This is a genomic window from Candidatus Neomarinimicrobiota bacterium (genome assembly GCA_030743815.1).
Lineage (GTDB): Bacteria > Fidelibacterota > Marinisomatia > Marinisomatales > S15-B10 > UBA2146.
In genome coordinates, this window is record JASLRT010000091.1 from 30,442 (window position 1) to 57,219 (window position 26,778).

At 48.9% G+C, this 26,778-nt stretch carries 25 protein-coding genes; 3 read left to right on the forward strand and 22 right to left on the reverse strand.

Features of this window, described 5'->3' with window-relative positions:
- Nucleotides 1-211: 211 nt before the first annotated feature.
- Nucleotides 212-3,340 (reverse strand): BamA/TamA family outer membrane protein, encoded by a 3,129-nt coding sequence (locus QF669_07670; protein ID MDP6457309.1) that lies wholly within the window; start codon nt 3,338-3,340, stop codon nt 212-214.
- Nucleotides 3,341-3,528: 188 nt separating this feature from the next.
- On the opposite strand from QF669_07670, the gene QF669_07675 reads away from it, so the two are divergent.
- From QF669_07675 to QF669_07685, 3 genes are read left to right on the forward strand one after another with little or no spacing between them, the layout of a single operon-like run.
- Complete coding sequence (locus tag QF669_07675) at nt 3,529-4,260, forward strand: UDP-2,3-diacylglucosamine diphosphatase (GenBank protein MDP6457310.1); 732 nt, start codon at nt 3,529-3,531, stop codon at nt 4,258-4,260.
- Nucleotides 4,261-4,264: 4 nt separating this feature from the next.
- Entirely contained in the window at nt 4,265-5,437 is a 1,173-nt protein-coding gene (locus QF669_07680; protein MDP6457311.1) for a hypothetical protein, read from the forward strand.
- 3 nt (nt 5,438-5,440) lie between these two features.
- Nucleotides 5,441-6,415 carry a hypothetical protein gene (locus QF669_07685; protein ID MDP6457312.1) on the forward strand — a complete coding sequence of 325 codons (975 nt, stop codon included), beginning with the start codon at nt 5,441-5,443 and terminating at the stop codon, nt 6,413-6,415.
- Nucleotides 6,416-6,421: 6 nt separating this feature from the next.
- Here the strand turns inward: QF669_07685 and argF are convergent, their stop codons facing one another.
- The 21 genes from argF to QF669_07790 form a co-directional block, all read right to left on the reverse strand.
- Nucleotides 6,422-7,333 (reverse strand): ornithine carbamoyltransferase, encoded by a 912-nt coding sequence (gene argF, locus QF669_07690; protein MDP6457313.1) that lies wholly within the window; start codon nt 7,331-7,333, stop codon nt 6,422-6,424.
- A 102-nt stretch (nt 7,334-7,435) separates the two neighbouring features.
- Nucleotides 7,436-8,779: an ATP-dependent protease ATPase subunit HslU gene (gene hslU, locus QF669_07695; GenBank protein ID MDP6457314.1), complete on the reverse strand. Its 1,344-nt coding sequence runs from the start codon at nt 8,777-8,779 to the stop codon at nt 7,436-7,438.
- Entirely contained in the window at nt 8,776-9,315 is a 540-nt protein-coding gene (hslV, locus tag QF669_07700) for an ATP-dependent protease subunit HslV (protein MDP6457315.1), read from the reverse strand. Before hslV ends, hslU begins: the two co-directional genes overlap by 4 nt.
- Nucleotides 9,312-10,163, reverse strand: a complete 852-nt coding sequence (gene hflC / locus QF669_07705; GenBank protein ID MDP6457316.1) for a protease modulator HflC — start codon at nt 10,161-10,163, stop codon at nt 9,312-9,314. The genes hslV and hflC overlap by 4 nt, the downstream gene beginning before the upstream one ends.
- Nucleotides 10,160-11,107: an FtsH protease activity modulator HflK gene (hflK, locus tag QF669_07710; GenBank protein MDP6457317.1), complete on the reverse strand. Its 948-nt coding sequence runs from the start codon at nt 11,105-11,107 to the stop codon at nt 10,160-10,162. The genes hflC and hflK overlap by 4 nt, the downstream gene beginning before the upstream one ends.
- A 31-nt stretch (nt 11,108-11,138) precedes the next feature.
- A complete protein-coding gene (rpoN, locus tag QF669_07715; GenBank protein MDP6457318.1) occupies nt 11,139-12,503 on the reverse strand; it encodes an RNA polymerase factor sigma-54 in 1,365 nt (454 codons plus the stop codon).
- Nucleotides 12,504-13,247 carry an LPS export ABC transporter ATP-binding protein gene (gene lptB / locus QF669_07720; GenBank protein MDP6457319.1) on the reverse strand — a complete coding sequence of 248 codons (744 nt, stop codon included), beginning with the start codon at nt 13,245-13,247 and terminating at the stop codon, nt 12,504-12,506.
- 3 nt (nt 13,248-13,250) lie between these two features.
- Entirely contained in the window at nt 13,251-13,769 is a 519-nt protein-coding gene (gene lptC, locus QF669_07725; GenBank protein MDP6457320.1) for an LPS export ABC transporter periplasmic protein LptC, read from the reverse strand.
- Nucleotides 13,769-14,752: a KpsF/GutQ family sugar-phosphate isomerase gene (locus QF669_07730; GenBank protein MDP6457321.1), complete on the reverse strand. Its 984-nt coding sequence runs from the start codon at nt 14,750-14,752 to the stop codon at nt 13,769-13,771. The genes lptC and QF669_07730 overlap by 1 nt, the downstream gene beginning before the upstream one ends.
- Entirely contained in the window at nt 14,739-15,308 is a 570-nt protein-coding gene (locus tag QF669_07735; protein ID MDP6457322.1) for an HAD hydrolase family protein, read from the reverse strand. Before QF669_07735 ends, QF669_07730 begins: the two co-directional genes overlap by 14 nt.
- Before the next feature lie 5 nt (nt 15,309-15,313).
- The gene (kdsA, locus tag QF669_07740) at nt 15,314-16,129 is read right to left on the reverse strand and encodes a 3-deoxy-8-phosphooctulonate synthase (GenBank protein MDP6457323.1); all 816 of its coding nucleotides are present in this window, start codon (nt 16,127-16,129) and stop codon (nt 15,314-15,316) included.
- Complete coding sequence (locus QF669_07745; protein MDP6457324.1) at nt 16,126-17,748, reverse strand: CTP synthase; 1,623 nt, start codon at nt 17,746-17,748, stop codon at nt 16,126-16,128. The genes kdsA and QF669_07745 overlap by 4 nt, the downstream gene beginning before the upstream one ends.
- On the reverse strand, nt 17,741-18,454 hold the full coding sequence (locus tag QF669_07750; GenBank protein MDP6457325.1) for a 3-deoxy-manno-octulosonate cytidylyltransferase: 714 nt from the start codon (nt 18,452-18,454) through the stop codon (nt 17,741-17,743). The genes QF669_07745 and QF669_07750 overlap by 8 nt, the downstream gene beginning before the upstream one ends.
- A complete protein-coding gene (gene gatC / locus QF669_07755) occupies nt 18,451-18,759 on the reverse strand; it encodes an Asp-tRNA(Asn)/Glu-tRNA(Gln) amidotransferase subunit GatC (protein MDP6457326.1) in 309 nt (102 codons plus the stop codon). Before gatC ends, QF669_07750 begins: the two co-directional genes overlap by 4 nt.
- 168 nt (nt 18,760-18,927) lie before the next feature.
- Nucleotides 18,928-20,193: an ABC transporter permease gene (locus QF669_07760; GenBank protein ID MDP6457327.1), complete on the reverse strand. Its 1,266-nt coding sequence runs from the start codon at nt 20,191-20,193 to the stop codon at nt 18,928-18,930.
- Between the two features lie 12 nt (nt 20,194-20,205).
- Nucleotides 20,206-21,420, reverse strand: a complete 1,215-nt coding sequence (locus QF669_07765; protein MDP6457328.1) for an ABC transporter permease — start codon at nt 21,418-21,420, stop codon at nt 20,206-20,208.
- An 11-nt stretch (nt 21,421-21,431) separates the two neighbouring features.
- Nucleotides 21,432-22,124: an ABC transporter ATP-binding protein gene (locus QF669_07770; GenBank protein ID MDP6457329.1), complete on the reverse strand. Its 693-nt coding sequence runs from the start codon at nt 22,122-22,124 to the stop codon at nt 21,432-21,434.
- On the reverse strand, nt 22,121-23,011 hold the full coding sequence (locus QF669_07775) for a CPBP family intramembrane metalloprotease (GenBank protein ID MDP6457330.1): 891 nt from the start codon (nt 23,009-23,011) through the stop codon (nt 22,121-22,123). Before QF669_07775 ends, QF669_07770 begins: the two co-directional genes overlap by 4 nt.
- A 32-nt stretch (nt 23,012-23,043) precedes the next feature.
- The gene (locus QF669_07780) at nt 23,044-24,360 is read right to left on the reverse strand and encodes an efflux RND transporter periplasmic adaptor subunit (GenBank protein ID MDP6457331.1); all 1,317 of its coding nucleotides are present in this window, start codon (nt 24,358-24,360) and stop codon (nt 23,044-23,046) included.
- Between the two features lie 19 nt (nt 24,361-24,379).
- Entirely contained in the window at nt 24,380-25,597 is a 1,218-nt protein-coding gene (locus QF669_07785; GenBank protein ID MDP6457332.1) for a TolC family protein, read from the reverse strand.
- Nucleotides 25,598-25,887: 290 nt separating this feature from the next.
- On the reverse strand, nt 25,888-26,778 hold an 891-nt coding region (locus QF669_07790; protein MDP6457333.1), incomplete at its 5' end, for an HD domain-containing protein.

Here is a 26,778-nt window from a genome sequence, read left to right on the forward strand (position 1 = left end):
TCACTGAGTCTGAGAGTAAGGTTAAGGCGAAGGCTGAGGTCCCCGCCCACCCTCATTCTTCGCCAGCCTGCACCACTCTGTGAGTGGCTGGTAGGGGAGCAGGCGGGTGCTCCTCGCGATGACAGGATTAGTTTTTAGTGTGCCTCCAGAAATGTTCTGAACGGGATGGCAGATGTTGGAGCCCCGAACTCTTTTCGTGGAAAAGAGCAGGCTAGAAATCAGTCCCCAAGGACAGATAGTACTGTGGCCTTGACGAACCTCGAGGCGTGTAGTCCCACGCTGTATCCAGACGCAAAATCGTATAACCTATATTCAGCCGGATACCCGTCCCATAGCCCATAATGAAATCGTCAAACTTCTTTACGCCCGTTATAGGATCTGTTTTCGTGAACTGGAATTTGTCATCCCAGGAAGCACCGGCATCTACGAACAGTACACCTTGAATATTGCCAAAGATTATCCTAAAGGGAAAGCCCAGCGCCATGTAGTTGACGAACGGAAAGCGGAATTCAAAATTGGTGATAAAGACTTTTGAACCGTACTTCTCGATCAGGCGGGCACCCCTAACGGGAAGCACAAAAATGGAAAAATAGATATCCTTAAGATAATCCTCTCCCTCGCTGTTGAAGATATCGGAGCCATCTCTGTTGAACCTGTCTTCATCTTTAACTCCGTCAGTTTCACCGCGGCCTAATATCCAGTTTTCTGTCCCTCCGAGAAAAAACTTCTGCGGGTTGCTTCCAAAACTGTAACCACTCATGAATCGTAGTGCAAAGCTGTATAGTTGAGACAGGCGGAAGTAGCGGCGTCCGTCATAGAGGATCGTTTTGAAATCGAGTTTATTCCCAAGGACAGGCAAACTCTGTAAGAATTGAAGTTTCATGCGCCATCCGTCAGCGGGACCTGTATAGCCCCATGCGCTGTTATCAAATACCCACCCACCGTGATAGGTAAGAAGGTTAAGACTCTCATCCGCCGCGACGACGTAATCATTGTAGTTCACCAGCTGGAACTGCTTCAGATTGACGAAATTGTTCGTGACGCCAAACTCGGCGCGTTGAAACTTATTGAACGGTCGAGACATGGAGAAATCGAGATTATAGTAGCGTAGTCTGACATAGTTCCACTGGGGACCCCAGAAATTTGCCGTATGGAAAAGGGAGAATGAGAAATCTGTCCGATGCTTCAGATAATCGTACTGGATGAAGTAATCACTGTTTTCGAGGTTGACCACAAGTTCAGTACCGAGAAATATGCGGTGATCACCGAGAATATCACTGAATGCGAAAATAGTCGTACCGATGTAACCGAAAACGTTGCTGTACATAGCCTGACCGTTTACCAGATCGAGAGAAAACCGCGTCTTATAGGGGTGAATCATGTGACTTCCATCGGAATTCTTAAATTCACCTACAGCCAACGGCTTCTCAACCGTATCAGTCGTATCAACAATTCCCGTATTATGGTGGCTGTATTCAGGGGCAAAGATATATCTGGAAAAGGCGCTTTTATCATACTCAGATTCCGGAATTACCGGTTTTTCATCAACAACGGCTACAGTTTCCTCAAACTCATCATCGCCAGTCAACACAAAATTTGAGGGTGAAACTTCTCTTGTTGCCAAATCAAGAGGATTGCTGACAGAATAGATATCCCAGCCGACATCGGAATATCCTGAGAAAATCAGCTCCTGATCATCCCGCGACCAACTTAGTTGGAAGACCCCTGTCAGTACATTGCTGACTGCTCTCGATTTTCCACTGTCCATATCGAGTATATACAGGTTCCAGACGCCTAACTGGTCAGAGGTATAGGCGAGAGAATTTGACGTGTGCGACCAGACCGGGAAATCCTCCTGGTAAGGAGTATCTGTAATACGGGTAATGTCGCCCGTTGCGATCTCCAATGTATAGATATCCGTCTGCCGGTAGTCATGCTTCCACATCTTGAAGTTGTCCCCGGTTTCAAGTATGCTGCCCCGGTCGGAGACGAATGCGAGAGACTTTCCATCGGGGGACCACGAAGGTTCAGAATCGGAAAAGATATCAGCCGTCAATGCAACCAACTCCTTATCATCGAGATCATAAAGATAGATGTCACTGGCACTACCTTTGTTTCCTACAAAAGCGATACTTTTCCCGTTCGGGCTCCACGCCGCTGTGAAGATACCGTCAAAATCTAGCATCACCTTTTCCTGCTCACCTGATTCAACATTCACCATGAAGAGGGCATCACGCTCCCCGGCTTTGGCCGCCAGGACGATCTGCTTCCCGTCGGGGGACCACGAGATTCCCGGTTGAAGAAGTTTGAGCTCCTCAAAATCCGGCGTCCTGTTACCTTTGATGAGCTTCTTGATCGTCTTCCCGTCGCTTGCCGAGATCAGATATATGTCAGAATAACCGCGTTGATCGCTGATCAGGGCAATCTTGCTCCCGTCGGGAGAGATGGCCGGCGAAATATTGAAATAATTTTTCAGCTCTTCATGATCCGTTATGCGATGGGCAAAATCTTCTATCTCATCACGACCAGCCACATCCGGCCAGTACTCTCTCTTCAACCACTTCTGCCACTGCTTGGACATGTCCTTAAAATCGAGTCCAAGCGATTTCTGAAAAGCTTTGGTCACATCCTGCTGTCTCTTTGCCTGAGTAAAGATTTCTCCCACCTTTTCCCAACCGTATTTATCGACGATGAATCTCCACACAGCCTGACCACCCTTGTAGGCCATGTAGTAATTGAGTTCCCTGATGTCCGGAATTCTGTCATGGACGGCCACATCGCGCATGACCATGTCGGCTTGTGTATCCCACTTCATGGAGAGGTACTCTGCCAACCCCTCGTTCATCCAGAGCGGGATGGTGACCTGAACCCTGTTTTGCACCATGCTCTGCGCCGACCCGCCATAAATCATATCGTTGATCATCGCATGCACCAGTTCATGGTGGATAACGTGGCGAAACTGTTCATAGGAACCTTCGAAGGGGATAACAACCCTGTTCTTGAAGAGTTCTGTCACACCGCCAACTCCTTCGGGCATATACTCGTAGGTTACGTTGGTTTGCTGGAAATCGTTATGTGAATTGTAAATGATGATCGAAACGCGCTTTCTCAAGTCCCAGCTCAGATGCCGGGAAATCTGTCTGTAGGCGTCTTCCGCTGCATCAGAGGTGAACTCAGCCAACGGCAGTCCATCGCTGTAAAAGTAAATATCAAAATGCGGTGACTGAAGGAATTCCCAGTCAAAATCGCGATACTGAACTTTGTTCTTGCCGAACTGGCCATTGCCAGAATCCGGAAAAACCAACAAAACAAGTGTTAATATGTAAACTAAGCGTCTCACGATACTTCTACTACTTGACTAAAATAGTCTGGTTCCATGTAATGCTGCACCTGTCGAACCAGCGACAAAATAGTCATGAAAACGGGCGATGTCAACGACGTTATCGTATTAATATGAGGTTTTGGCCGTCGATTAGAATCTACGTTTTTGATTGCCAGTAGAAACCTCCTTAAGTAAGTTTCCCCGCTTTGAAGCTTCCCCTATTTTTCATCTCTGATATCCATCTGAGGCTCACAGTGTCCGATGATGAGTCCGTAAAGAGAAAACATCTCATCGATTTTGTCAATCATGTCGTGGATGAGCAAGGAACTCTCTTTATCGTGGGCGATCTTTTTGATTTCTGGTTTGAGTACAAGTATGTCATACCACACGCCTATTTCGATATTTTGACCACATTTCGTCAAGCAAAGTTAAGTGGCGTCGATATTTTTTTTATCCCCGGAAACCACGATTTCTGGACACGAAGCTTTTCAAGAGAAATAATCTTCTCAGAAATTCATGCCGAAGGAATCAGTTTTGAGGAAAGCGATAGGAAGTTTCTCATCATCCACGGTGATGGGCTCTTATCGTGGGATTACGGTTATCGCGCGTTCAGAAAAATCATCAGATCCCGGCTTTTCACCTGGCTCTATCGTTGGATCCATCCCGACATAGGATACGCAATCGGGCGTTGGATTTCACGTACCGGCAGACATCCTATACACACGAAAGAGTACAACGACCGAGTTATCGCAGATCTGTCGGAGTACACTGCCGATCAGTTCAAAAACGAAGTGGACTACATTATCATGGGACACTATCATCAGGTAAAGAAGATCAAGATTGACAGCGGTACACTCGTTATCCTCGGAGACTGGCTTACACATAGATCATTCGGATATTTTGATGGCAAAGAATTCTCCCTAAATTACTGGCGCTAGGCTGATGATGATGAAACATTTCGCTAACACAAACATGCGGCGTTTTGCCACACTGACACTTTTGGTAGTGGTTGTACTCAACCTCACCTCATGTTCCAGAATCAAATCTCTTCTCAAGAGAGGCAAGGAAGAAGTTTCTCCTCAAACCGTTGAGGAGCTGCGCATCGCCTACATCAAGGGTGATATTGAAGCTCTGGAGGAACTGGTTGCTATCTACGAGGATGAGAATCAAACCCTCGATATTCGCACCGCGGCCGTCAAGGCCATGGGCGAAAGCCGCCATCCGATGGCTCTCAACTCCCTATCCACTGCGGTGGAAGAGGCGGAAGCTCTCGACATCGATCTGATGCTGACAAGCATCGAAGTCTTAGGGGAATTTGAGGATGATCCGCGGGCGGCCGAGGCTCTGCTCTCTTCGATCCTCACCGTAGATCAGAAACTGAGAGATGTACAGTCAACTGTTTTCAAGAGCCTGGCTAAGGTTCAGAAGCAGGATCGCATCATCGCACTGCTCGATATCTACGAAAGAAGTCATGCTGCCTATCAGAAATCCGTTCAGATGGTGATGAATACCATGGCCAAGATGGGCAAGGACGACGTTATCCCAATCCTGGTGTTTATCGCCAACGATGACAATCTCGATCTGAAGGTGCGCAACAGGGCCATCGCTCTCCTCAGCGAACATAAGGACGATCCCAAGGTGGTGGAGCTGTTCGTTGAGATGCTGACGGAGCCTGAGACTCAAGTCCAGATTCGGGATTTCGCCTTGCGAACCATGAAGGATGTCAAGGAAGAACACTTGATCCTCGCCCTGCTCGAGACTTACAACCTCGGCAGGGATTCATACTATTCTCTCTTGACCACACTCCTCGACGCTCTCGGCAATTTCGATGATCCAAGAGTCAAGCCTACTCTGATCGAAATTGCTTTGAATCCTGATATCCAACGCACTATCCGTGCTAAAGCTATCACGAATCTCAGTAATTTCCGCGACCCCGCTGTCTTTAAAGAAATGTTGCCGCTTTTGGAAGATCGGGATAACTACAAATTCTATCCCCAGATTATTGAACTGGCTCACCGATTAGGGGTGGCTGATGAATACAAGGTGGAATTAAGACGGGCAGCTCTCGTGGCACAGGAAAAAGCGCTGGAAGAAGAACAGGCCAAGATCAACTGACCGATGCGTTTTTCAACGTTATTAATCCGGCTTTTTATTCTGGCAATGTGCCTCACTTCCGGAGTTATTGCTCAGGAAGAGACTCCACTGCCCGCACCGCCCGATACCGCCAAGCCGGTACCCGATCCTACAGCCATATTCAAAGGCCAGATCGAAGACCTTACGAAACAGTTCGATGACTTGAAAAAGAGTGTGCAGGAGAGTCAGGAGAAGCAAGAGAAGGTAGAAAAAGAACTTGAAACAATCCGCGGTGAAGTTTCCGGAGTCGCTGATCTCGCGAGGGAAGAAGCCGCCAAAGTGAGCGAAAAAATTGAAGGCAGTCTCGACGAGGTGGGCGGTGAAATAGAGAGAATCTCAGGCGATATCGATGAAGCTGAAAGCAGTATCAACCTGTTCAAAGGTCAGATAGACACCCTCAAAGACGTAGCTCAATATTATTACATTACGCAACGCAAGATTCCGGAAATCGATGAAGAAATCCTGCACGTTCTTGAACTACCCGAACTGCGTTATAAGGTTGAGCTCAAGAACGGAACCATCGTCGTAGGGGATATTATCTCAGAAAACCTCGACCTCATCGTAATGCAGACAACTGTTGGCAAGCTGGTGATCGAGAAGGATTTTATTCAAAGGTATGAAGAACGATTCTTTACAGGTCCGCGCGTTGAGTTCGCCGGCAATTACGAAACGAGGCAGTTTCCCGACCGGGAAGAGTTTATCGGCAGGGTCAAGAACATCGGTGAGAAGAGGGCCGATTTCGTTGAGGTCACGTTCTTTCTCTGGAGTTCCACGACGGAATCGGTCGGTTCAGCCACGACCCTTGTTGACGGCGTCACCACGCGCTTCAGAACGGGCGTCATCAGCGATGCTTCCATCGAGCCGGGAGGGACAGGGCGTTTTCACGTGATGGTGCCAAAAGATCCGGGGATGAAAGTTGTCTATCGGACAAACGAAATTAAGTGGCGCCACTACGAGTAGAAAAACTTAAGTAGCCAGAGTCACCATAATCGCCTTCTGGACGGGGAGGCGGTTCTCGGCCTCATCGAATACAATGGACTGAGGACCATCGATCACATCGTCCGTGACCTCATCCCCCCGATGTGCCGGGAGGCAGTGCATAAAGTATGCTTGATCTCCGGCGGACTTCATAAGGTCGCCATTCACTTGAAACGGCTGAAAGATCCTCTTTCGTTCTTCCGCCTCGGCCTCCTGTCCCATGCTGGTCCAGACATCGGTGTAAACCACATCAGCCCCATTTACAGCTTCGTGTGCGTCGTGCAGAATAGTGACTTGGCTGACGCCTTCGGCACGTGTCGCTTCGACCAAATTCTCATCCGGTTCGTATCCTTCCGGACAGGCCAGAACAATCTCCATCGGTAGTCGCTGAGCCAGAAACAGCCATGAGTGAAAGACGTTATTCCCGTCACCGACAAAGGTAATCTTCAGATCATCAAGCTGCTCGCGATGTTCCAGCACCGTGAAGATATCAGCCATCACCTGACACGGATGGTTGAAATCGGTGAGACCATTGATGACAGGAACGGTGGCATGCTCTGCCAATTCGAGGATGTGCTCATGGTCGAACACCCTCGCCATGATGAGATCGTTGTATCGCGAGAAGAGCTGAGCGAGATCCTTCACTGCTTCGCGCTTCCCCAGCCCGATGTCTGCCGGACCGAGATAGAGGGCGTGACCGCCTAACTGATACATCCCTGTCTCGAATGAGACCCGCGTCCGTGCCGATGGCTTCTGGAAGATCATGGCCAGGGTCTTGCCATCGAGATGGTGGTGCGTTGTCCCCTCCTCCATCTCACGCTTGAGTTGTGCGGTCAGTTCGAAGAGAGCATGAATCTCTTCTGTGGTCAGATCGGTTATTTGGAGAAAGTGTCTGGTCATCATTTACTTTGAGACAGAATGCATAAAGAGCAGCTCAGGAGCCCAGACATCAATGAGGATTTTCTAATGGGATCAGTAAAGAGTCTTTACCATTCGTCAAACTCAAAGAATATACCTGCTCAAATCCTGATCTTTCACAATTTCACGCAGCTTGCTGTTCACCATCTCCTTGGTGACGCTTATCTTCTCCGGCTCCTCACCTGACTTCTCAAAAAGAATGTCCTCTAGCAGCGTCGTCATGACAGTGTGAAGTCTGCGGGCACCGATGTTCTCCGTAGCGTCGTTCACTTCTGTGGCGATCTGGGCGATGGCGCTGATAGCTCCTTTGGTAAACCTCAGCTTAACCCCTTCCGTCTCAAGGAGCGCCGTATATTGCTTGATAAGAGCGTTCTCCGGATGGGTGAGAATCTTAACAAAATCTTCGGTGGAAAGAGTGTCCATCTCCACGCGAATGGGGAAGCGCCCCTGCAGCTCGGGGATCATGTCCGACGGTTTCGAGACATGGAAGGCACCGGCGGCTATGAACAGGACATGGTCCGTCCTGACGATACCGTACTTGGTGATCACATTGCTACCCTCTACGATTGGTAGGATGTCGCGTTGAACGCCCTCGCGGGAAACGTCCGGTCCAGCTGCGGCTGAATTACCGACAATTTTGTCGATCTCATCAAGGAACACGATACCGGAGTTCTCCACCCGTTCCTTCCCCACCCGGACGACTTCCTCGTGGTCAATGAGCTTGGAGGCCTCCTGTGCCATTAATATTTCTCGCGCCTCGGAAACGGTCGTCCGTCGGCGCTTGTGCTTCCGTGGAATAGCACTGCCAAAAATATCCTGAAGATTCACACCCATTTCCTCAAGCCCGACAGGACCAAAGACCTGCATCATTGGCATCGCTTCATCAGCCACATCGATCTCCACTACCCTCTCTTCGAATTTACCGTTCATAAGCTTTGAGCGCAGTTTCTCCCGGGTCCGTGCAAGCCGTTCCGCTATTTCTGGTTTTTCCTCTTTTACGGCGCCGCTACCGTTCCCAGGAAAGAGAATATCCAGCAGCCGCTCATTGGCCATCTCCTCCGCCTTGGTAGCCACCTTCTCTTCCAATTCGCTCTGAACCATATTCACAGAAATATCCATCAGATCACGGACAATCGATTCGACATCGCGACCGACGTAGCCTACCTCTGTGAATTTGGAGGCTTCCACTTTGATGAATGGCGCATTAGCGAGGTTTGCCAGCCGCCGGGCGATCTCCGTCTTGCCAACTCCCGTGGAACCGATGAGAATGATATTGTTCGGCACGATCTCTTCACGCATTTCATCAGACAATTGCTGGCGGCGCCACCGGTTTCTCATGGCGATAGCGACAGATTTCTTGGCACTCTCCTGACCAACAATATAGCGATCCAGTTCGGCAACAACCTCTTTCGGCGTCAAATCTTTCACTTAAGTTCCATTACCGTGATTTGGTGGTTTGTATAGATACAGATGTCCGCGGCGATTTTCAGCGAACGCCGCACAATCTCCTTAGGGGAAGTTACCTTGCAGCTTAAGAGGGCGCTCGCCGCCGCCTGGGCATATCCTGCACCAGATCCGACGGCAATAACTGGGCCGTCGGGCTCCACCACATTCCCGTCTCCCGACACCAGGTAGCTCTGCTTTCTATCCATCAGTGCCAGAAGAGCATCAAGATTCCTGAGATACTTGTCAGTACGCCACTCCTTGGCCAGTTCAACCACAGACCGCTGAAGCTGACCATTATATTCCTGGAGTTTCTCTTCGAATTTGCCAAAGAGTGTCAAGGCGTCGGCGGCGGCGCCCGCGAATCCACCCAAGATTTCATTCTTTGACGAATCGAATTTTCTCACCTTTACAGCTTTCTGTTTCAACGCCATGTCGCCAAAAGTGACCTGACCGTCACCCCCCAGGGCAACCGCCGTTTTCAGGCGCACTCCCAGTATGGTCGTCGATCGGAAAATCATTTTTTCCCCTTCAACAGTTTGAGAAGATCGGAATCTGTCGATAGAATCAATGTGGTCTTCTCATCAATCACCTTTTGATAGGCTTCCAACGTGCGAATGAACTCATAGAATCCAGGATCTGACTGAAACGCTTGCGCATAGATTTCTACTGCCTTAGCGTCGCCTTCGCCGCGGAGTTTCTGGGACTGCTTGTACGCCTCGGCCAGAATGATGGTTCTCTCCTTATCTGTCTCCGCTCTGATCTTCAGCGCCTCTTCATCGCCTTCGGAACGATACTGTTTTGCTTTTCGTTCCCTTTCCGCTCTCATCCGATCGAAAACAGCTTTCTCATTCTCCACTGAGAGGTCAGCTCGTTTTATACGCACATCAATGATCTCTATCCCGTACTCTAGGAGCTTCTCACGGGTGGCAACAGATACTCCCTCCATGATCTTTTCGCGACGTTTGTCCACGATTTCACTCAGATCGTGTTTACCAAGTTCAACGCGTAGCTCCGAGTAAACGATGGGATCGATCCGGCTGAGAGCACCGTTAACCGTTCGCACAGCACGGTAAAACGTGAGTGGATCATCGATTCGCCAGCGGGCGTAGTTGTCAACCTCCAATCGCTTCTTATCAAGCGTAATAACCGCCTTCGGTTCAACATCGTACTCAAGAATTCGTTTCTCGAAGCTCACCAGTTGTCTCCACGGGAGTTTGAAATACAAACCAGCTTCTTTAATAGGATCGCCTATCGGTCTTCCAAACTCGACAATGATCGCCTGCTCCGTCTCATCAATCGTGAATGCTGACACATAAAGAGAGAGTGCCACAACTATGAGAATAACTATCGGCCATACACTTTTCATTTCTTGCCTCCTTTTGTTGTTGCACCTTCAAGGTTTCCTAATGGTAGAATGTTCAACAAGTTTCCAGTCTCTTCGTCCACGATAAACTTCTCTACCTTAGGTAGAACATCCTCCATCGTCTCCAGATAGAGGCGCTTTTCCGTGACATTTTTCGCCTTCTTGTACTCCCTGAGAACGGAGAGGAATTTTTCTGCATCACCCTCAGCTCTCATGATGCGTTGTTCTCTGTAACCCTCTGCTTCCCGGATCAGCTTCTCCGCCCCGCCCCGGGCTTTGGGGATCACGTCACTCCGATAACCGAGTGCTTCATTGATTCGCTTCTCTTTTTCTTCTTTTGCACTCTGAACATCCTTGAAGGCGTGATCAACTTCCTTAGGTGGATTAACATCCTGCAACTGAACCTGCCGAATGTCGATACCTGTTTGGTAACCGTCGAGCATTTTCTGAAGCAGGAATTGGATTTCGTCCATAACCTCTGATTTCTTCTCTGTGAGAGGATCATCAATGGTGCGGCTACCAATTACTTGTCGCAGAGCTGACTCAGTGGCATCGTGAATTGTCTCCTCTACATCCCTGACGTTGAACAGATATGCAGCGGCATCCTTTATCTTGTACTGAACCTTCACTTCCACCAGCAAAATATTCTCATCGCCAGTCAGCATCTTCGCCTCCCTCAACACACGGCCAACCGAAATTTCCTTCACTTGGGTCACCTTCGGCAGGTCCACCTGCTCAATGGGAAAAGGCCATTTCAGATGCAGACCACTCTCTTCTGTCCGCACCCATTTGCCAAAACGCCGCACCACCCCTTCTTCATCCGGCTCAACGATGTAAAAAGCTGTCAGCACCATCCAGACAGCCGCAAGTACAACGAGAATAGCTAAGCCACCAATATTGAATTGAGGAATATTGATTTCTCTATCTCCTACCATCACTTTTGCCATAACAAACCTCCTCTGTTTGATTAATTACGGATTAAAGCTCCCGCCTCAATCTTGCTACGGGGATTTTCATCTGCTCCCGATACTTGGCCACCGTACGGCGGGCAATCGGGAATCCTTTTCCTTTCATAAGATCAGCCAGTTTATCGTCCGAATATGGTGCCTGTTTCTCTTCTTCCTCTATGATCTTCCTTAACTGTTTTTTTACGAGTTTTGTTGATACTTCTTCCCCACTATCCGTTGTCAAGCCTTCTGAAAAGAAGTGCTTTAATTCATAAATACCGTAGGGTGTTTCTACATACTTTCCGCGGGTCACCCTGCTTACAGTGGAAATGTCCATCCCAATGTCGTCGGCAATATCTTTGAGTATCATCGGTTTCAAGGCTGAAGGATCTCCGTTGAAGAAATCACGCTGTCTTTCGATTATCGCCTTCATCACCTTCATCATGGTCACCTGTCGCTGCTGCACAGCCTGCAAAAACCACCGTGCCGTTTCAGCTTTCTGTCTGACAAACTTCTTCACATCAGCATCTTGACCGTTGCCGCCCTCCAGCATTCTCATGTAAACAGGCGAAAGTTGCAACTCGGGGAGATTTCCGTCGTTGATATCCACAACAAGCTCGCCGTCAATTTCTTCTATCACTATATCAGGAACAATTAAATCTGCCGCCGATGTGGGTGAACCTTCACCGGGCTTCGGGTTAAGACCCGAAATAATCTCCATCGCTTCATCAAGCTCTTCTTTCGAGCATTGCAGCTCGTTTTGCAGTCTCTCAAACCGCTTGTTCGCGAAATCTTCAAAATACTCAGTCACTATGCGTAAGGCCAGGACATTGTTGTCTACATTTTCCAGCTGAATCTTCAGACATTCCATCAAATCCCGACATCCTATCCCGGGAGGATCAAGCCTCTGTACAATATGCAGAATCTGTTCTACCTGCTCCTCCGCGGCGCTTGTTCTGTCTGCAATGATGCTTATATCTGTGCCAAGATATCCTCTCTCGTCGATATTCCAGGCAATCTCCTCAGCGATCTTGCGCTCTTTCTCACTGATTTCAAGAAGGCGAATCTGATCAAGAAGTCGTTCTATGGGGTCGGGCTTGTCTACCAGCGGCATCTCGCGCCGTTCCCGACTTTTGTCATACTTTGTCCTGATACGGAAATCATCAGGGCTGTTCAGATACTCATCCCAACTGAGCTCTTCGCCATTTTCATCTTGCGATAAAGATTCCTGTTCATCCGCTTCAGCCTCAGACAATTCAAGAACAGGATTTTCTTCCAGCTCTTCGGCAATCCGACTTTCCAGGTCGAGCGTATTCAACTGCAACAGAACCGTCTGAAGAATATGCTGTGGAGTCAGCTTCTGTCGCTGTTCTAATGTCTGTTTAAGTTCAACCATCTAATTGAGTCTGAATCTTGAACCGAGATAAAGTTTCCTCGTCTCCGTATCATTTGCCAGGAATTCGGATGTGCCCGACCTCAGGATCTGCCCATCATACAACAGGTATGCACGATCCGTGATAGAGAGCGTCTCCCGCACGTTATGATCTGTAATCAGGACGCCGATATTTTTCTTTCGCAGCGATCTTATGATACCTTGGATGTCCTCCACAGCAATGGGATCAATGCCTGAAAACGGCTCGTCAAGGAGAATGAAATCCGGATCCGTCACGAGGGCCCGGCTGATCTCTGTCCGCCGCCGTTCACCCCCAGACAGATGTATCCCCCTGTTCTTTCTGACTGAAGCGATGGACAGATTATTCAACAGAAACTCCAGTTTATCTGCCTGCTCCTCACGAGACAGTTCTGTCATTTCCAGCACAAGTTTGAGGTTGTCTTCCACCGTCAGTTTCGTAAAGATTGAAGGTTCCTGTGCAAGGTAGCCGATCCCTTTTCGCGCACGCTTGTACATAGGAAGCTGGGTAATCTCTTCATCTCCGAGGTAAACGGCGCCAGAAGTGGGACGGATCATCCCGGTGATCATATAAAAAGTAGTTGTCTTTCCTGCCCCGTTCGGCCCCAGGAGTCCCACGATCTCCCCCTTATTCAGCTCAAGTTCCACGCCGCGAACCACCGTCCGCTGACCATAGTCCTTCTTCAAATCTTGCGCCCTGAGCAGCTTCCCGTTACTCTGATCGCTCATCTTCTACCTGCTGGTTACGCCCCACGGTTTGAGAATCTTCCAATGAGTGAGATCGACATTCGATTCGAATCCTACACCATAAAGCGTATCATCTATTTCTGTTGTAAGCATAACTGAATCATTGGTTGAAATCTTCTCAGCCTTGTTATCCCAAAAGAGGGAATCGGTAAAAAGCGCCACCCCGCTGTCGGATAACACAATCACATTTTCGATTGCCAAAAGATTGTCCGTCGCTTCGTAGACGAGAGCTTTTTCCGATTTGAGGTTTGACATATGCTCTTCTTCAGCAGAAAAAAAATCGGCATCGACTTTTTTATCAAGCACAACCTCCTGTACCTCGCTGTACTTTGCCAGATGGCCCGACCTGACAACAGCCCTTTTTCTGCCTTCCCTCGTCAGGATAATGGTCGGATTCCAGCTCTCCTGATCAGGAAAATCATCTTTAGTCAGGATAGGACTCGCGTCTTCCTTGACACTACAACTTATCAGTAAGGCAACAGCTATCCACCCGCAACGGATCATCACATCACACCCGACTTAAGAATATCGTGAATATGCAGGATACCGTCAGGGACACCATCAGTCTTCTTACTGTTGTAGATGAAGAGACTAGTAATAGAATGCTTTTCCATGATTTCCAGCGCGTTGATGGCGAGCGTATCCTCGGTTATCCACTTAGGTTTTCCTGTCATAATCAGAGCTTCCGCTGTCTTATCCAAGATGTCTTCATCCTTCTCAAATGCCCGGCGCAGATCGCCATCCGTAATAATGCCTTTTATCTTACCTTTATCACCGACAACAATTCCTATTCCCAGTCGCTTGTCGCTGATGGTCAGAAGAGTCGATTTGACATCCATATCAGCACCCACTATCGGCAGCTCATTGCCGGTATGCATGATCTCTTTAGCAGTAAGAAGTAACTTTTTCCCCAGTTTACCGGCGGGATGGAGGAGGGCGAAATCCTCACGCTGGAAGCCCCTTTTCTCCAACAGCGCAATTGCCAGTGCATCTCCCAGGGCGAGGGTAGCCGTGGTACTTGCCGTGGGCGCCAGATCGAGCGTGCACGCCTCTCTTTCAACACTGGTGTCGATAATCACCTCAGCACTCTTCGCAATCGTGCTCTCCAGCCGCCCTATGAAAGTGATCACCTTCACCCCGAGGCGTTCAAAGGCCGGCATCAGCTGGATAATCTCATGTGTCTCACCACTGTTCGAAACAGCGAGGATTAGGTCATCCTTCGTCACTATCCCCAAATCTCCATGAACGGCCTCACTGGGATGCATAAAATGCGCCGGTGTCCCCGTACTGGCCAGTGTGGACGCAATCTTCTGCGATATAAGCCCTGATTTTCCCATCCCTGTCACTACTACGCGTCCTTTGCAGTCGAAAATGAGTTCAACAGCAGTGTCGAAGCTGTCACCGATCTTTTCTCGAAGATTAAAGACAGCCTCAGCTTCAATCTGGAGGACTTCGCGGCCTACCTGAATATTTTTATTCTTCGCCATTATCAACTCGATTCTTTGTTAAGACTTTTTTTCGGAGTCTCTTTAATGTCGCCTCATAAATTCCCTGACTCTTTAGAATGAGTTCCACCGCTTCCCTGAAAGCACCTTCGCCACCGCTGGCGATAGTCGTCAGTCTGGCTGTCTCTTTCACAAGCGAATGGGCATTAGCTACCGCAATCGGCAACGCTACATTTTTCATCACAGAAAGATCGATGAGATCATCGCCAACAAAAGCTGCCTCATCATCTGTAAAACCGTATTTCTCCTTCACTTTTTCATAGATGATCATCTTATCCAACTCACCCTGATAACAGTCGTTCTCCAGTCCCAACTCTCTTGCGCGAGACTCTGTGGCTGGCGAGTATCTGCCAGAAACGATAATAACTTTCAGTCCCGCCACTCTGGCCATGGCGAACGCAGGACCATCAAGAATACTGAACCGTTTGAATTCTGTGTTGTCATTGCCCATATAGACTGCGCCGTCCGTCAGTACACCGTCCACATCGGTTAGAATAATCCTGACCTTCTTTATCACTTTCTCCAGTTGACTGTTCACGTCTCTTACCCCTTTGCTACAACTTTACGGATTGCATTCAATTCCCGTAGCAGCTTTGCGGTTTGTTGTAAAGGCCACTGCGTAGCGGCATCGCTCCTGGCGTTATCTACGTCATCGTGAATCTCCATAAAGAACGCATCGCATCCAGCCGCAACCGCGGCCTTTGCGAGCACAGGTACCATTTCCCGGTCGCCACCGGTCTGGCCATCGAGAGCATTCGGTCTTTGGGCACTGTGGGTTGCATCAAACACCACCGGATAGCCACTCTCCTTCAAGACTGGGATAGCACGCATATCCGCCACAAGATTGTTGTAACCGAAAGAGGCGCCCCGCTCCGTGATGAGGATATTCGTGTTGCCTGTGGCTTCAATTTTCTTAACAATATTGACCACATCTCCCGGAGCGATAAACTGACCCTTCTTGATGTTAATGCACGTACCTGTTTTCCCCGCCGCAACGAGCAGGTCTGTCTGTCGACAAAGAAAAGCGGGAATCTGAATCACATCGGCGACTTCAGCCACGGCTTGCACCTGATCCGGACTGTGTATATCTGTCAGCACCGGGACGCCGACCTCACTCTTTATATCCGCCAGAATCTTCAATCCGTTTTCAAGTCCTGGCCCGCGGTAAGATTCAATAGAGGTACGGTTCGCCTTATCGAATGATGATTTGTAGACGAAAGACAGATCCAAATCAGCGGTGATCGATTTAAGCTCCATCGCCATTTTCAAGGCGTGATCTCGTGACTCAATCACACAAGGACCAGCAATAACAGGGAGGCCATCACCTCCAAATCTTATGTTACCTACTGTAACAGTCATTTCGAATTGTGGTGTTTAACCGACGCTTTCACGAAGTTGCGGAAGAGCGGATGAGCCCGGTTGACCCGGCTTTTCAGCTCAGGATGGAATTGACTAGCCACGAACCACGGATGGTCAGGCAGTTCAATGATCTCAACGAGGTTCAGTTCCGGATTGATACCGCTGAAACAGAGACCGTGCTTCTGAAGTGTCTTGCGGTAACTGTTATTTACCTCGTACCTGTGTCTGTGGCGCTCAGATATTCGCTTTTTCCTGTAAGCCCTGTATGTCTTTGTCTTGGGTTGCAGATCACAGTTGTAGGCACCGAGACGCATGGTGGCACCCTTACGTTTCACCTTCTTCTGAGCATCCATGAGATCGATCACGGGATGAGGTGTTCTCTTGTTGAATTCCGTGCTGCTAGCCTTTTCAAGACCACAAACATTTCTTGCAAAATCGATGACAGCAGTCTGAAGACCGAGGCATATACCGAGATAAGGAACTTTTTTCTCACGAGCGTACTTCGCCGCCAGTATCTTCCCTTCCGTCCCCCTGTTGCCAAATCCCGGCAGCACAAGGATTCCGTCAACCCCACCCAGTTGCTCCTCAAGAGCATCGTCCGTCTTCAGCTCCTCTGAATTGATCCACTGAATCTTTACTCTTGCATCGTTTTCCACGCCGGCGTGTACGAAGGCTTCCAGAACACTCTTGTAGGCGTCAGGTAGCTCCGTGTACTTGCCGCAGAGAGCGATGGTCACCTCATGGCTAGGATTCTTGAAACGATTGATAAATTCCTTAAGCTCCTCAATTTTAGGGTGCGCTCCATCCATTTGTAACTGATCAGCTATAATATCGCCCACACCTTGCTGATGAAAAACCAAAGGTACTTCATAGATACTCTTAACTTCCCGCGCTTCAATCACATGACTGGACGGAACATTGCAAAAGAGAGAGATTTTCTCTTTCGCAGATTTTAGGATGTGGTGAGAGGTTCGGCAAAGTATCAAGTTGGGCTCCAGACCGATCTCCCGAAGCTTCATGACACTGTGCTGGGTCGGTTTTGTTTTCAACTCCTCACTGGCATCCACGTAAGGGAGTAAGGTCAGGAGGGCAATGAAGCAATTTTCGCGCCCCGCATCCAGTCGAATCTGGCGGATAGTCTCCAAAAAGGGCTGACTCTCGATGTCACCTACTGTCCCTCCTACTTCTGCAATCACAACATCGAAGCGCTTAGGCTTGTTAGTTTCAATAATCCTGCGCCTCAATTCATCGGTGATGTGAGGAATGACCTGGATCGTCTGCCCGAGATAGTCACCCTTGCGCTCCTTGTCGAGGACCGCCCGGTAGACCTGCCCGGCAGTGGCGTTATTTGCCTTACTCATATCCACATCAATAAAGCGCTCGTAATGACCGAGGTCAAGGTCCGTCTCCGAACCGTCATCTAGCACGAATACCTCTCCATGTTGATAGGGATTCATGGTGCCAGGATCGACATTCAAGTACGGGTCAAGTTTGAGAATAGTGACCGCGAGCCCCCGCTTCTTCAGAAGATAACCGATGGATGCCGAAGCGATCCCCTTCCCCAGACCGGACATGACACCACCTAGAACAAAAATGAATTTCGTCGGTTGTTTAGCCAATCGCCTCCTCCTGTCCTATTATTTTCAGATCTGCAGGCGTGTCGATGCTGAGGGAGTTGTAATCCGTCAGAACAACTCTGATGGGAATGCCGTTATCCAGAGCCCTCATCTGTTCCAAACTTCTTGCCGTTTCCCGCGGTGAAGCGTCCATCTGTGCCAGCCTGATAAGGATGTCCCTACGATAGGCGTAGAGACCAAGATGTTTATAACATTGCTCCCGTTCTACCCCGTCCGGCCGGCGGAAAAAATCCTCCGCAGTATCTATTGCGGAAACTCTCACCTTAACCACATCGGGATCGGTCCAGTCTTCATCAGACAATTGTGTGCTGGCAACTGTGCCCATCCGTGGAGGAGTATCAGCCGTGAAAGGTGCCAGCAACTCATCAATCACACGGGGATCAATGAACGGTTCATCACCCTGAATATTGACATACACGTCTGCATTCCCGGACTGAGCTACTTCGGCCACGCGTTCCGATCCGTTGCTGTGATCAGAAGAAGTCATGGTGACAGGGATCGCGAGAGTCTCCATTACCTCCCGCACCCGGTTATCATCTGTGGCCACGGTAACGGATTCGAGACGAGACGATTTTATCGATTGTGCATAGACGCGGGCGACCATGGGTGTTCCATCAATTGGAATAAGAACTTTGCCGGGGAACCGGGTAGAATCAAAACGGGCGGGAATAACTCCCTCGATTTTCATGATGATCTGTTGATTACCTTCGGAACAACGAAAAACCCGCCGTCCGTTTCGGGAGCGTTTTTCAGCACCTCCTGCATACCGAGAGAAGTTCCCTTATTATCTTTTCGTATCACGTTGGTAAGATCCAGAACGTGGCTCAGAGGCTCCACATCTTCTGTATTCAGTTCATTCAACTGTTCAACGTAGCCAAGAATATCATTCATCTGATTGGTAAACCGTTCTACTTCAGCCTCATTGAGGCTCAGTTTGGCAAGAGCGGCAATTTTCAACACTTCTTCCCGGCTGACTTTCTCTTTTTCAGACATGGTTTTGACTTATTGTTACAATTATCGTGCCAGACCAAATTTAGGCGTACCCGTTTCGCCAATCAAGGAAAAGGCGGCGGAAAGCTGGAGTAAGGAAAAAATGTTAGACGTTGAACATTAGACGAAAACCTAAACGCGTCGCACACCCGGAACTGTCACCGAATAATTTCACTCATACCTCAGCGACTCAATCGGATCGAGCTTTGCGGCGCGGTAGGCAGGATAACTGCCGAACCCTATGCCAATCAATGAGCATACAAAGAGGCTGTAAAAAGCCCAATCTAACGGTATCAGGGCGGGAATATTGAAGATCAGGGCTACAACATTCCCACCCAGAATTCCGACGATTATACCTACGATACCGCCGAATTCACTCAAGAAGACTGCCTCCATCAGAAACTGAGCCAGAATGTTCCTCGGCGTCGCTCCCACCGCCTTCCGGATACCGATCTCCTTGATCCTTTCCGTCACTGAGACCAGCATGATATTCATGATACCGATGCCTGCCACCACAAGAGCGATGATACTAATCACAAAAGCAAACAGTTTAACGCCGCCGGTGAATTGACCGAATGTTTCAATCAAGGTATCATTCGACCAGACTTCGAAGTCATTTTCCGCCTCCGGAGCTAACTGTCTGACAGTCCGCATAATTCCCACCACTTCGTCCATCGTCTCATCGTACAATTCAGCTGATGGTGCCTCCACAGTGATGTAAAGCGATGTCCACCTGTTGCCGTATTTATCCAGAAATGTCGAGACGGGGATATAGATATTGTTATCTTTACTCTCGCCGAATATTTGGCCTTGCCGCTCGGTCACACCAATGACCTGATATTTCACGCCATCTGACTCGACTGTTTTACCGAGGGGATTTTCGAACGGGAAAAGTAAGTCGACAACATCCATACCCAATACACAGACTCTGCGGGAAAAGCGGACATCATCAGCAATAATACCCCGCCCGTCGCCTATAAATGTGTTATGGTTCTTGACAGTCCATTCATCCGCTGCATAGATAACAACATTAGTTTTTGTCTCTCTCTCCCCGTATTTTATTTTCGATCCCCAATGATCATCGCCTACAGACACGGTGAGAGGTATCTGAGCGCGCCTTTTCAGTTCTTCAAATTGTGCTAAGGTAATGTTGGGTCTGTTACGGTATTTTCGTCGTCCATGCCCGCCAATCTGAATTGCGGGCGTCTTCTGAATCGCAAAGGTGTTGCTGCCGAATATGTTCAAACCACTCTCTATGGACGACTCCAGCGTACGGATGGCTGTCATGACGCCGATAACGGAAAAGACACCGATAACAATTCCCATGAGTGTCAGGACAGAACGAAGCTTGTTGGCGCGAATGGCCTGCAACGCCATCCGCAGGCTCTCTCTCAGTTCGTGCTTGAAAAGGCGAAGTTTTCTCCTGCGAAATTTCACAACTTCATAATCCTACTCATAGCGCAAAGCGTCAATCGGATGAAGCCGGGCTGCGCGGTATGATGGCGCCAATCCTGACAGAATTCCAACCAGTAAAGAGAGCAAAAATGCCGCTACAGCCAGCCAGACCGGCATGGTCGAGGGGAAAAACCTGTCAATCACCAGACTGCCTAACCACGATAGTATTAAACCGATCAATCCTGCTAATCCACAAATGATAATAGCTTCCAGCAAGAACTGACCCATTATCGTCTTAGGAGTGGCTCCCAAAGCCTTTCGGACTCCGATCTCTTTCGTTCTCTCTTTCACCGAGACAAACATGATGTTCATGATGCCGATCCCGCCAACTACCAGTGAGAGGATCGTGATGAAAACACCCGTACCACCAATTGCGAGTTTGATGGTATTATACTGAGTCCGGAAAGCTTCCTGTTCATTAATGGCAAAATCATTTCTTTCTCTCGGTCCCAATCCCCGTATTCTTCTCATGACGGAAATTAACTCATCCTTAGCTTCTTTGATGGATTCGGCGGGGACTTTTACCATGATCTGGGACCAACCTCGCCGGGCAAACATCTTCTGGAACGTGCCGAGTGGAATAATAGCGCGATTATCAAGGCTAAAGAGGCCGAGAAACTTACCCTGCTTTTCCGTCACACCGATGACTCTGAACTGGTGAGGTCCAAACTTCACCTTCTTTCCGATTGGATCTTCGTTCTCGAAAAGCTCTTCCGCTACGTCATAGCCGATGACGCACACGGGCGCTCCGGAACGGCTCTCGCCGGCTGAAAAAAATCTGCCTGTCTCTATATTTGCCGTAGAGACCTGAAGGTATTCATCAGTAGTTCCGTTGGTCTGAACATCCATAACACTCTTATCTTTATATACTACGGTAGTGGTTCGCGCAATCATCGGCGCTGCAGCCAAGGTGTAATCGGAAAGAGCCTTTATCTTATCCACGTACTCCGGTTTCAGATTACGCCGGTTTTTCACTTCCCACCAATCCTCATCGCCGAACCACTCATGTTTAGTAACAAAAAGTACGTCTCGCGACATAAAGGAAATACTTTTCTCAAATGATCTGTCGAGACCGGATATGAGTGTACCCATGAGGGTCACTGCCAGGATACCGATAATGATACCGAGCGTTGTCAGCATGGCGCGGAGACGGTTAGCAAAGATGGCGGCGGTCGCTATACGCAGGTTTTCAATGAAAAGGGTGAACATAGATTAGTCCGTCAACTCATTTCATCGTCTGATATCAGTCCATCGAGAATCTTAATCACACGGCTTGCATGTTCCGCAATGTACAGTTCATGCGTCACAAGGATAATGGTATTCCCCGCTTCCTGGAGCGTCACCATGATTCTCATAATCTCCTTACCTGTTTTCGAATCGAGATTTCCCGTCGGTTCATCGGCGAGAATGATAGATGGATCAGTAATGAGGGCTCTGGCAATGGCGACACGCTGGCATTGTCCACCGGAAAGTTCATTCGGTCTGTGATCCATTCGATCACCCAGACCCACTTTATGCAAGGCATCTTCAGCTCTTTCACGACGCTCATCAACAGACACGCCGGCATAAATAAGAGGCAGCTCCACATTCCTGAGAGCAGTAGATCGCGGGAGGAGGTTGAAAGTCTGAAATACAAAACCGATCTTCCGGTTGCGGATGGATGCGAGCTGATTTTCATCCATTTCATGAACCATTTCTCCCTCAAGCCGATAGGTTCCTTCCGTCGGTGTATCGAGGCAACCGATGATATTCATCAGGGTGGACTTTCCTGAACCAGAGGGGCCCATAATGGAAACGTACTCACCAGCAGTTATCTCGGCATCGATGCTGCGCAGAGCATGGACCTTCTGATCCTCACCGATCTCGTACACCTTTGTCACCTCCTTCAGACTGATGAGTGGCTCAACGGTCACGAGAAAGAAACCTCCCGAGTCAGTGATTTATCGGCGAAGTATAATGAGGCGACAAGAACAGCCAGCACGATGAAACCGGGCAAACCGGTTACACCGACAGTCAGGTCACTGCCACCACTGACGACCAGGATTGCCAGTCCGGCTGTAGCATTTAATGTCCCGTGCATAACGGCGGCCGCTATGACCGATTTCGACTTTAGCCTCACATATGAGATCAACGGCGCCATAAGCATACACCATAATGTCATCATGAACAGACCCAAAACTGGATGCTCAGGATAATTATGTCCGGCGAGGATCAGCGGCGCGTGCCAGACGCCCCAAATGAATCCGATGACGAGGGATGACTTCCAGAAACCCATCACTCCCAGTTCCCTCTGTAGAAAGCCCCTCCATCCAAGCTCTTCACCAAAGGCAGGAATGGCATTGATAGTGAAGCCGACAAAAAGGCCCTGCATCAGCCCCAACCAGAAGGGATGAATAGGCATAGATGCCTGTTGCTCTCTAATCGCCTCCATCTGTTCGGGTGACATATTGTATGCAAATCTCTCGTACATACCTTCCATGCCGGGCGAGAATTCCACACCCGGGATAAGAAAGCTTACTCCAAGCGTTACAATGGCGATAACCGGTGGCAACAGCCAAGCGACAAAAAACCACCGATTTAACCTGAAGCTGATCCCCAGAGGACCTCTCATCGCTTCTTTTGCCACGACTTTGTAAATGATAATAGCTATCATCATCGGCACAAACATGTATCCGACTGCAAGAACGAGTCCCGCTGTGGACTGAAGTGAACCACCAAAAAGAAAGAAGAGACCGGCCACGATCCAGTTAACCAGGAAAGTCAGAATAATAAACTGAAAAGCTTTTTTAGAGATTAACACTAGCTATAAAAATAATTCACAGAAAAAGGAAGCTATTTTTGTTCTGCTCCTTCTTCTTTGCCCTTTCCTCGCTCCTTTTTCACAATCGGGCTATTTTGTTGAAGCTCCCTAGAGATTGCCTTGTAACTTCCTGTCACAATCTGTTCATCTTCCTTGAGACCGAACAGCACCTCGTAGTGAGTCTCACTGGAAAGTCCAACTTTCACCTTCCGTTGCTCAGCAAACTTCGACCCTTTCGGTTTGTCCACACCCTCTTCCCCGGATGAAACCACCGCGGTGTCGCTCATGACGAAGACAACTTCCACCATTTTTTGTCTTTTTTCTTTACCAGCGCTTTCTGGATTCCACTCACCTTCCTGTTCATCACCGTGCCGGTCATCTCCAGCGGCGAACGATACCGGTTTCTCCGATCTTACGGTCAAAGCCTGAATCGGAATGGCCAATACATCATCCTTAACATCAGTAATAACATTGACTGTAGCCGACATGCCCTGGCGTATTGAAGTTAGCACCTCGAGCATGGTGACTTTCACATTAAAATTGGTCACCTGTTCCTGAGTGCCCAAGCCGGCAGTCTGGGCAACGTGAGCAATTTCCTTCACAATCCCATACAGTACGGTATCCTGGAATGCATCGATCTCAATCTCGGTAGAATCACCGACAGAGACATCGACTACATCATTCTCATTCACTTCTACCACCACTTCCATCTTGGTCAAGTCGGCAATAGTCATCAGGACGTCAGCCTGAAACATGGAACCGAGCGCCATCTCTCCCGCTTCCTTGCGTACTTCGGTAACGATACCGGTACTGGGCGCAAGCAGAGAAGTCTTGGAAAGATCGTCCAACGACGATTTCAACGCTGCCCTCGAAAGTTCAACATCGCTTTCCGCCAGCTGAAACTGCGCTGTAGACGCTTCCAACTGTTGATTGGAAATCAACTGCTGCGAAAACAGTTTCTCATCTCTCTCTTTTGTGGCTGTCGCTTTCACCAGAGTAGCCTGAGCAGATTTAAGACGTGACTGAGTCTGTTCCGCCGCAGCCTCATAACGAGTTCTATCGAGAGAAATTAGATGCTGACCAATCAGCACAGAATCCCCTTCCTCCACCATAATCTCCATGATCAGCGCACTGATATTGGCGCTGATGTCCACCTGTCTTTCGGGCTGAATAGTTCCTGACGCAGTTACCTTGTGTACAATTTTCTGACGTTTTACCGATTCTGTCTGTACCTCGATGGGTTCCACTCCTGAACGTGCTATCTTAAATCCGACAACAGCCAGAATTACGACAGCAACAACGACAGCAATAATAATGTTGCGCCGCTTTTTGTTCTTCTTCTTTGCCATAATCTTTTCTTTTCTCCCGTTACATTTTGCTCATCATTGCATCAAGTTGAGCACGAAGAATTCTTCGGTCATAGGTAGTCCTTACAAGGGAACCATTTGCCCTTGCGACGGAAAGTTGCGCATCCAACACTTCCAAGATTGTGGCGGCGCCGAGATTATACCGCTCTTGTGCAAGACGCAGATCTTCCTCCGCCGACACCTTCGACTCGCGGTAGATGGGAATTGTCTCTTGAACATTCTCCAATTGTTCCACCACCGAATCGAACTGCACTCTCAGATTCTTCAGCAAGGCGTCATACTCCTCCTGTTGAATTTTATGTGCCACTTTTGCTTTTTCTACCTGACTCGACCGGGTAAGACCCGTGAAAAGCGGATACGAAATGGTGAGGCGCAACTGCTGGCGCCAGTTTTTATCAACATCGCTGTAGAGTTCTTCAAAAACATCTGAAGAACCGTCGAAGCCGAAAGAGGCAGAGAGGGTCGGGAGATAGCTTGCACGGGAAATCTTGAGGCTCAGGATGGCGCCGGCAATCTGAGTTCTCTTGGTTATGAGAGAAGGATGGTTCGCTTTTACTCCCTCCCAGAAATCGCTGTAATCCTCAATCGAGGTAGCCTCTTCGGGCTCATCAATTACCGAAAAGTCAGTATCAATATCCATCCCCATTAGAGTGGCAAGCTGGTTAAAAGAGTTCTTCACCGCCGCCTGCTGATTGAGGTACTGAACCCGCATGTCGCCCAGGAAGACCTTCTGTTTGAGCAGATCAGACTTTGCCACCTGTTCCACATCATACTGCCGCTGAACCCGTTCTACCTGTTGTTCGGCCACCTCCACCTGCTGGCGGACGACTTCAAGCAACTGAGCATCTTTGAGATACTGGTAAAACGCCTGCTTCACATTCCAGACAGTATTCACTCGGGTTCCTAGTTCCGATTCTACACTGAACCGGTAACTGTTACTTCCAGCCGCTATTTGATTCCACCACCTCCCACCATCGTAAATGTTCTGATTTAGAGATAATCCTGCCGAATGGTACTCGCTCTCCGGAATGGGGAATCCGAACTGAGGGTTGAAATATGACCCTTGCTGAAAAGAGCCGGCACTGTAACTCAATGTCGGCAAGATGGCCGAAAGAGACCCTCTCTTCTCCGTCGCCGCCGACATCACCATCAGTCCAGCCACCTTTACATCGGGATTGTTGTCCAGCGCCAGGCGGATACAGTCGTCAAGTGTGTACACGGTCTGGGCAGATATGATTGAAAATGGGAAAAAACCAAGGAGCACTAGTAGGATCGCGGCTTTGAATTTAGACAAGGCTTTTGAACAGAACAGTCGATTCATCAGCAACTCGGTTGAACAGTAAAATTGGAAAACTCCCACTTCATCTTCCACTCCAATCCCCTATTAGACAATATAAAATCAGTAAAGTTGTCGACACCGTGAAAAGTTTTGTACTCAGTAACTCGTGCTATGTTCCCGTCATGCGCGTCAGAGCAGAGGTGAATATACATGATAGTTTCAGATAGATGCTATGCTTTAGGGGCTTTGTTTATTGTACTCGAATCACTATCAGAAGTTAAATCATTAATGATCTCATCTTTGATCTTGAGAAAGTAGTCGTAAGCCGCTTCGTAACTATTCTCAATCTCGCCGTCCAGAATGGCGTTCTCGATTGCCGTTTTGATCTTGCCGACGAGAGGACCGGGAGAAATATGACACTCCTTCATGATAGTATCACCCCTCACGGGAGATTGAAACGCCAGAAAGGCATCTCTTTCCTCAACATCCTGCATCATTTTTTCAACGCGGTCAAAATTGCCGAGGTACTTCTTAACCAGGCGGGGGTTCTTTGACGTAATGTCAGCTCGGCAAAGTGTAAGCAGATCGTCCACCTCCTCACCCGCCGCCACCATGACCCGCCTGACGGCACTGTCCGTGACGCCTTCCTTCGCCAGAGAGATAGGTCTGAGGTGAATGGTCGTCAGCTTCTTCAGGTACTCCCTTGTGGCATTGGACAGCTTCATGCGCGCGGCCACGCGATCAATCATCTTCGCTCCCACTGCATCGTGACCATGGAACGTCCACCCCTTCTTCCGATGAAGCCTGCGGGTACGGGGTTTGCCGATATCGTGAACCAGCGCAGCGAATCGAAGATCAGGGTTATCCGTTTCCGGGGCAATATTATCCACTACCTGAAGCGTATGGTAGAAGATGTCCTTGTGATGCCACTCGGCCGGTTGTTCCATCCCTGACATCTCGGCAACCTCGGGGAAGATAATCTCCATGAGGCCCACATGCTGAAGCATATCCAACCCGACGGACGGTTGCTCAGCTAACAGTATTTTGTAGAACTCCGCCGTGATTCGCTCCCATGAAACAATCTCGATCCGCTTCACTTGCCTGGATATACTCTCCATCAC

Bases quoted from the DNA above. Each gene is read 5' to 3' on its own strand.
- hflC (MDP6457316.1), bottom strand. From the start codon at position 10,163: ATGAAAAGTGTATGGCCGATAGTTATTCTCATAGTTGTGGCACTCTCT.
- QF669_07730 (MDP6457321.1), bottom strand. From the start codon at position 14,752: ATGGCGAAGAATAAAAATATTCAGGTAGGCCGCGAAGTCCTCCAGATT.
- QF669_07780 (MDP6457331.1), bottom strand. From the start codon at position 24,360: ATGGCAAAGAAGAAGAACAAAAAGCGGCGCAACATTATTATTGCTGTC.
- rpoN (MDP6457318.1), bottom strand. From the start codon at position 12,503: ATGGTTGAACTTAAACAGACATTAGAACAGCGACAGAAGCTGACTCCA.
- kdsA (MDP6457323.1), bottom strand. From the start codon at position 16,129: ATGACTGTTACAGTAGGTAACATAAGATTTGGAGGTGATGGCCTCCCT.
- lptB (MDP6457319.1), bottom strand. From the start codon at position 13,247: ATGAGCGATCAGAGTAACGGGAAGCTGCTCAGGGCGCAAGATTTGAAG.
- hslV (MDP6457315.1), bottom strand. From the start codon at position 9,315: ATGATTTTCCGATCGACGACCATACTGGGAGTGCGCCTGAAAACGGCG.
- QF669_07680 (MDP6457311.1), top strand. From the start codon at position 4,265: ATGATGATGAAACATTTCGCTAACACAAACATGCGGCGTTTTGCCACA.
- argF (MDP6457313.1), bottom strand. From the start codon at position 7,333: ATGACCAGACACTTTCTCCAAATAACCGATCTGACCACAGAAGAGATT.
- gatC (MDP6457326.1), bottom strand. From the start codon at position 18,759: ATGTCTGAAAAAGAGAAAGTCAGCCGGGAAGAAGTGTTGAAAATTGCC.
- hflK (MDP6457317.1), bottom strand. From the start codon at position 11,107: ATGGCAAAAGTGATGGTAGGAGATAGAGAAATCAATATTCCTCAATTC.
- QF669_07685 (MDP6457312.1), top strand. From the start codon at position 5,441: ATGCGTTTTTCAACGTTATTAATCCGGCTTTTTATTCTGGCAATGTGC.
- lptC (MDP6457320.1), bottom strand. From the start codon at position 13,769: ATGATCCGTTGCGGGTGGATAGCTGTTGCCTTACTGATAAGTTGTAGT.
- QF669_07765 (MDP6457328.1), bottom strand. From the start codon at position 21,420: ATGTTCACCCTTTTCATTGAAAACCTGCGTATAGCGACCGCCGCCATC.
- QF669_07750 (MDP6457325.1), bottom strand. From the start codon at position 18,454: ATGAAAATCGAGGGAGTTATTCCCGCCCGTTTTGATTCTACCCGGTTC.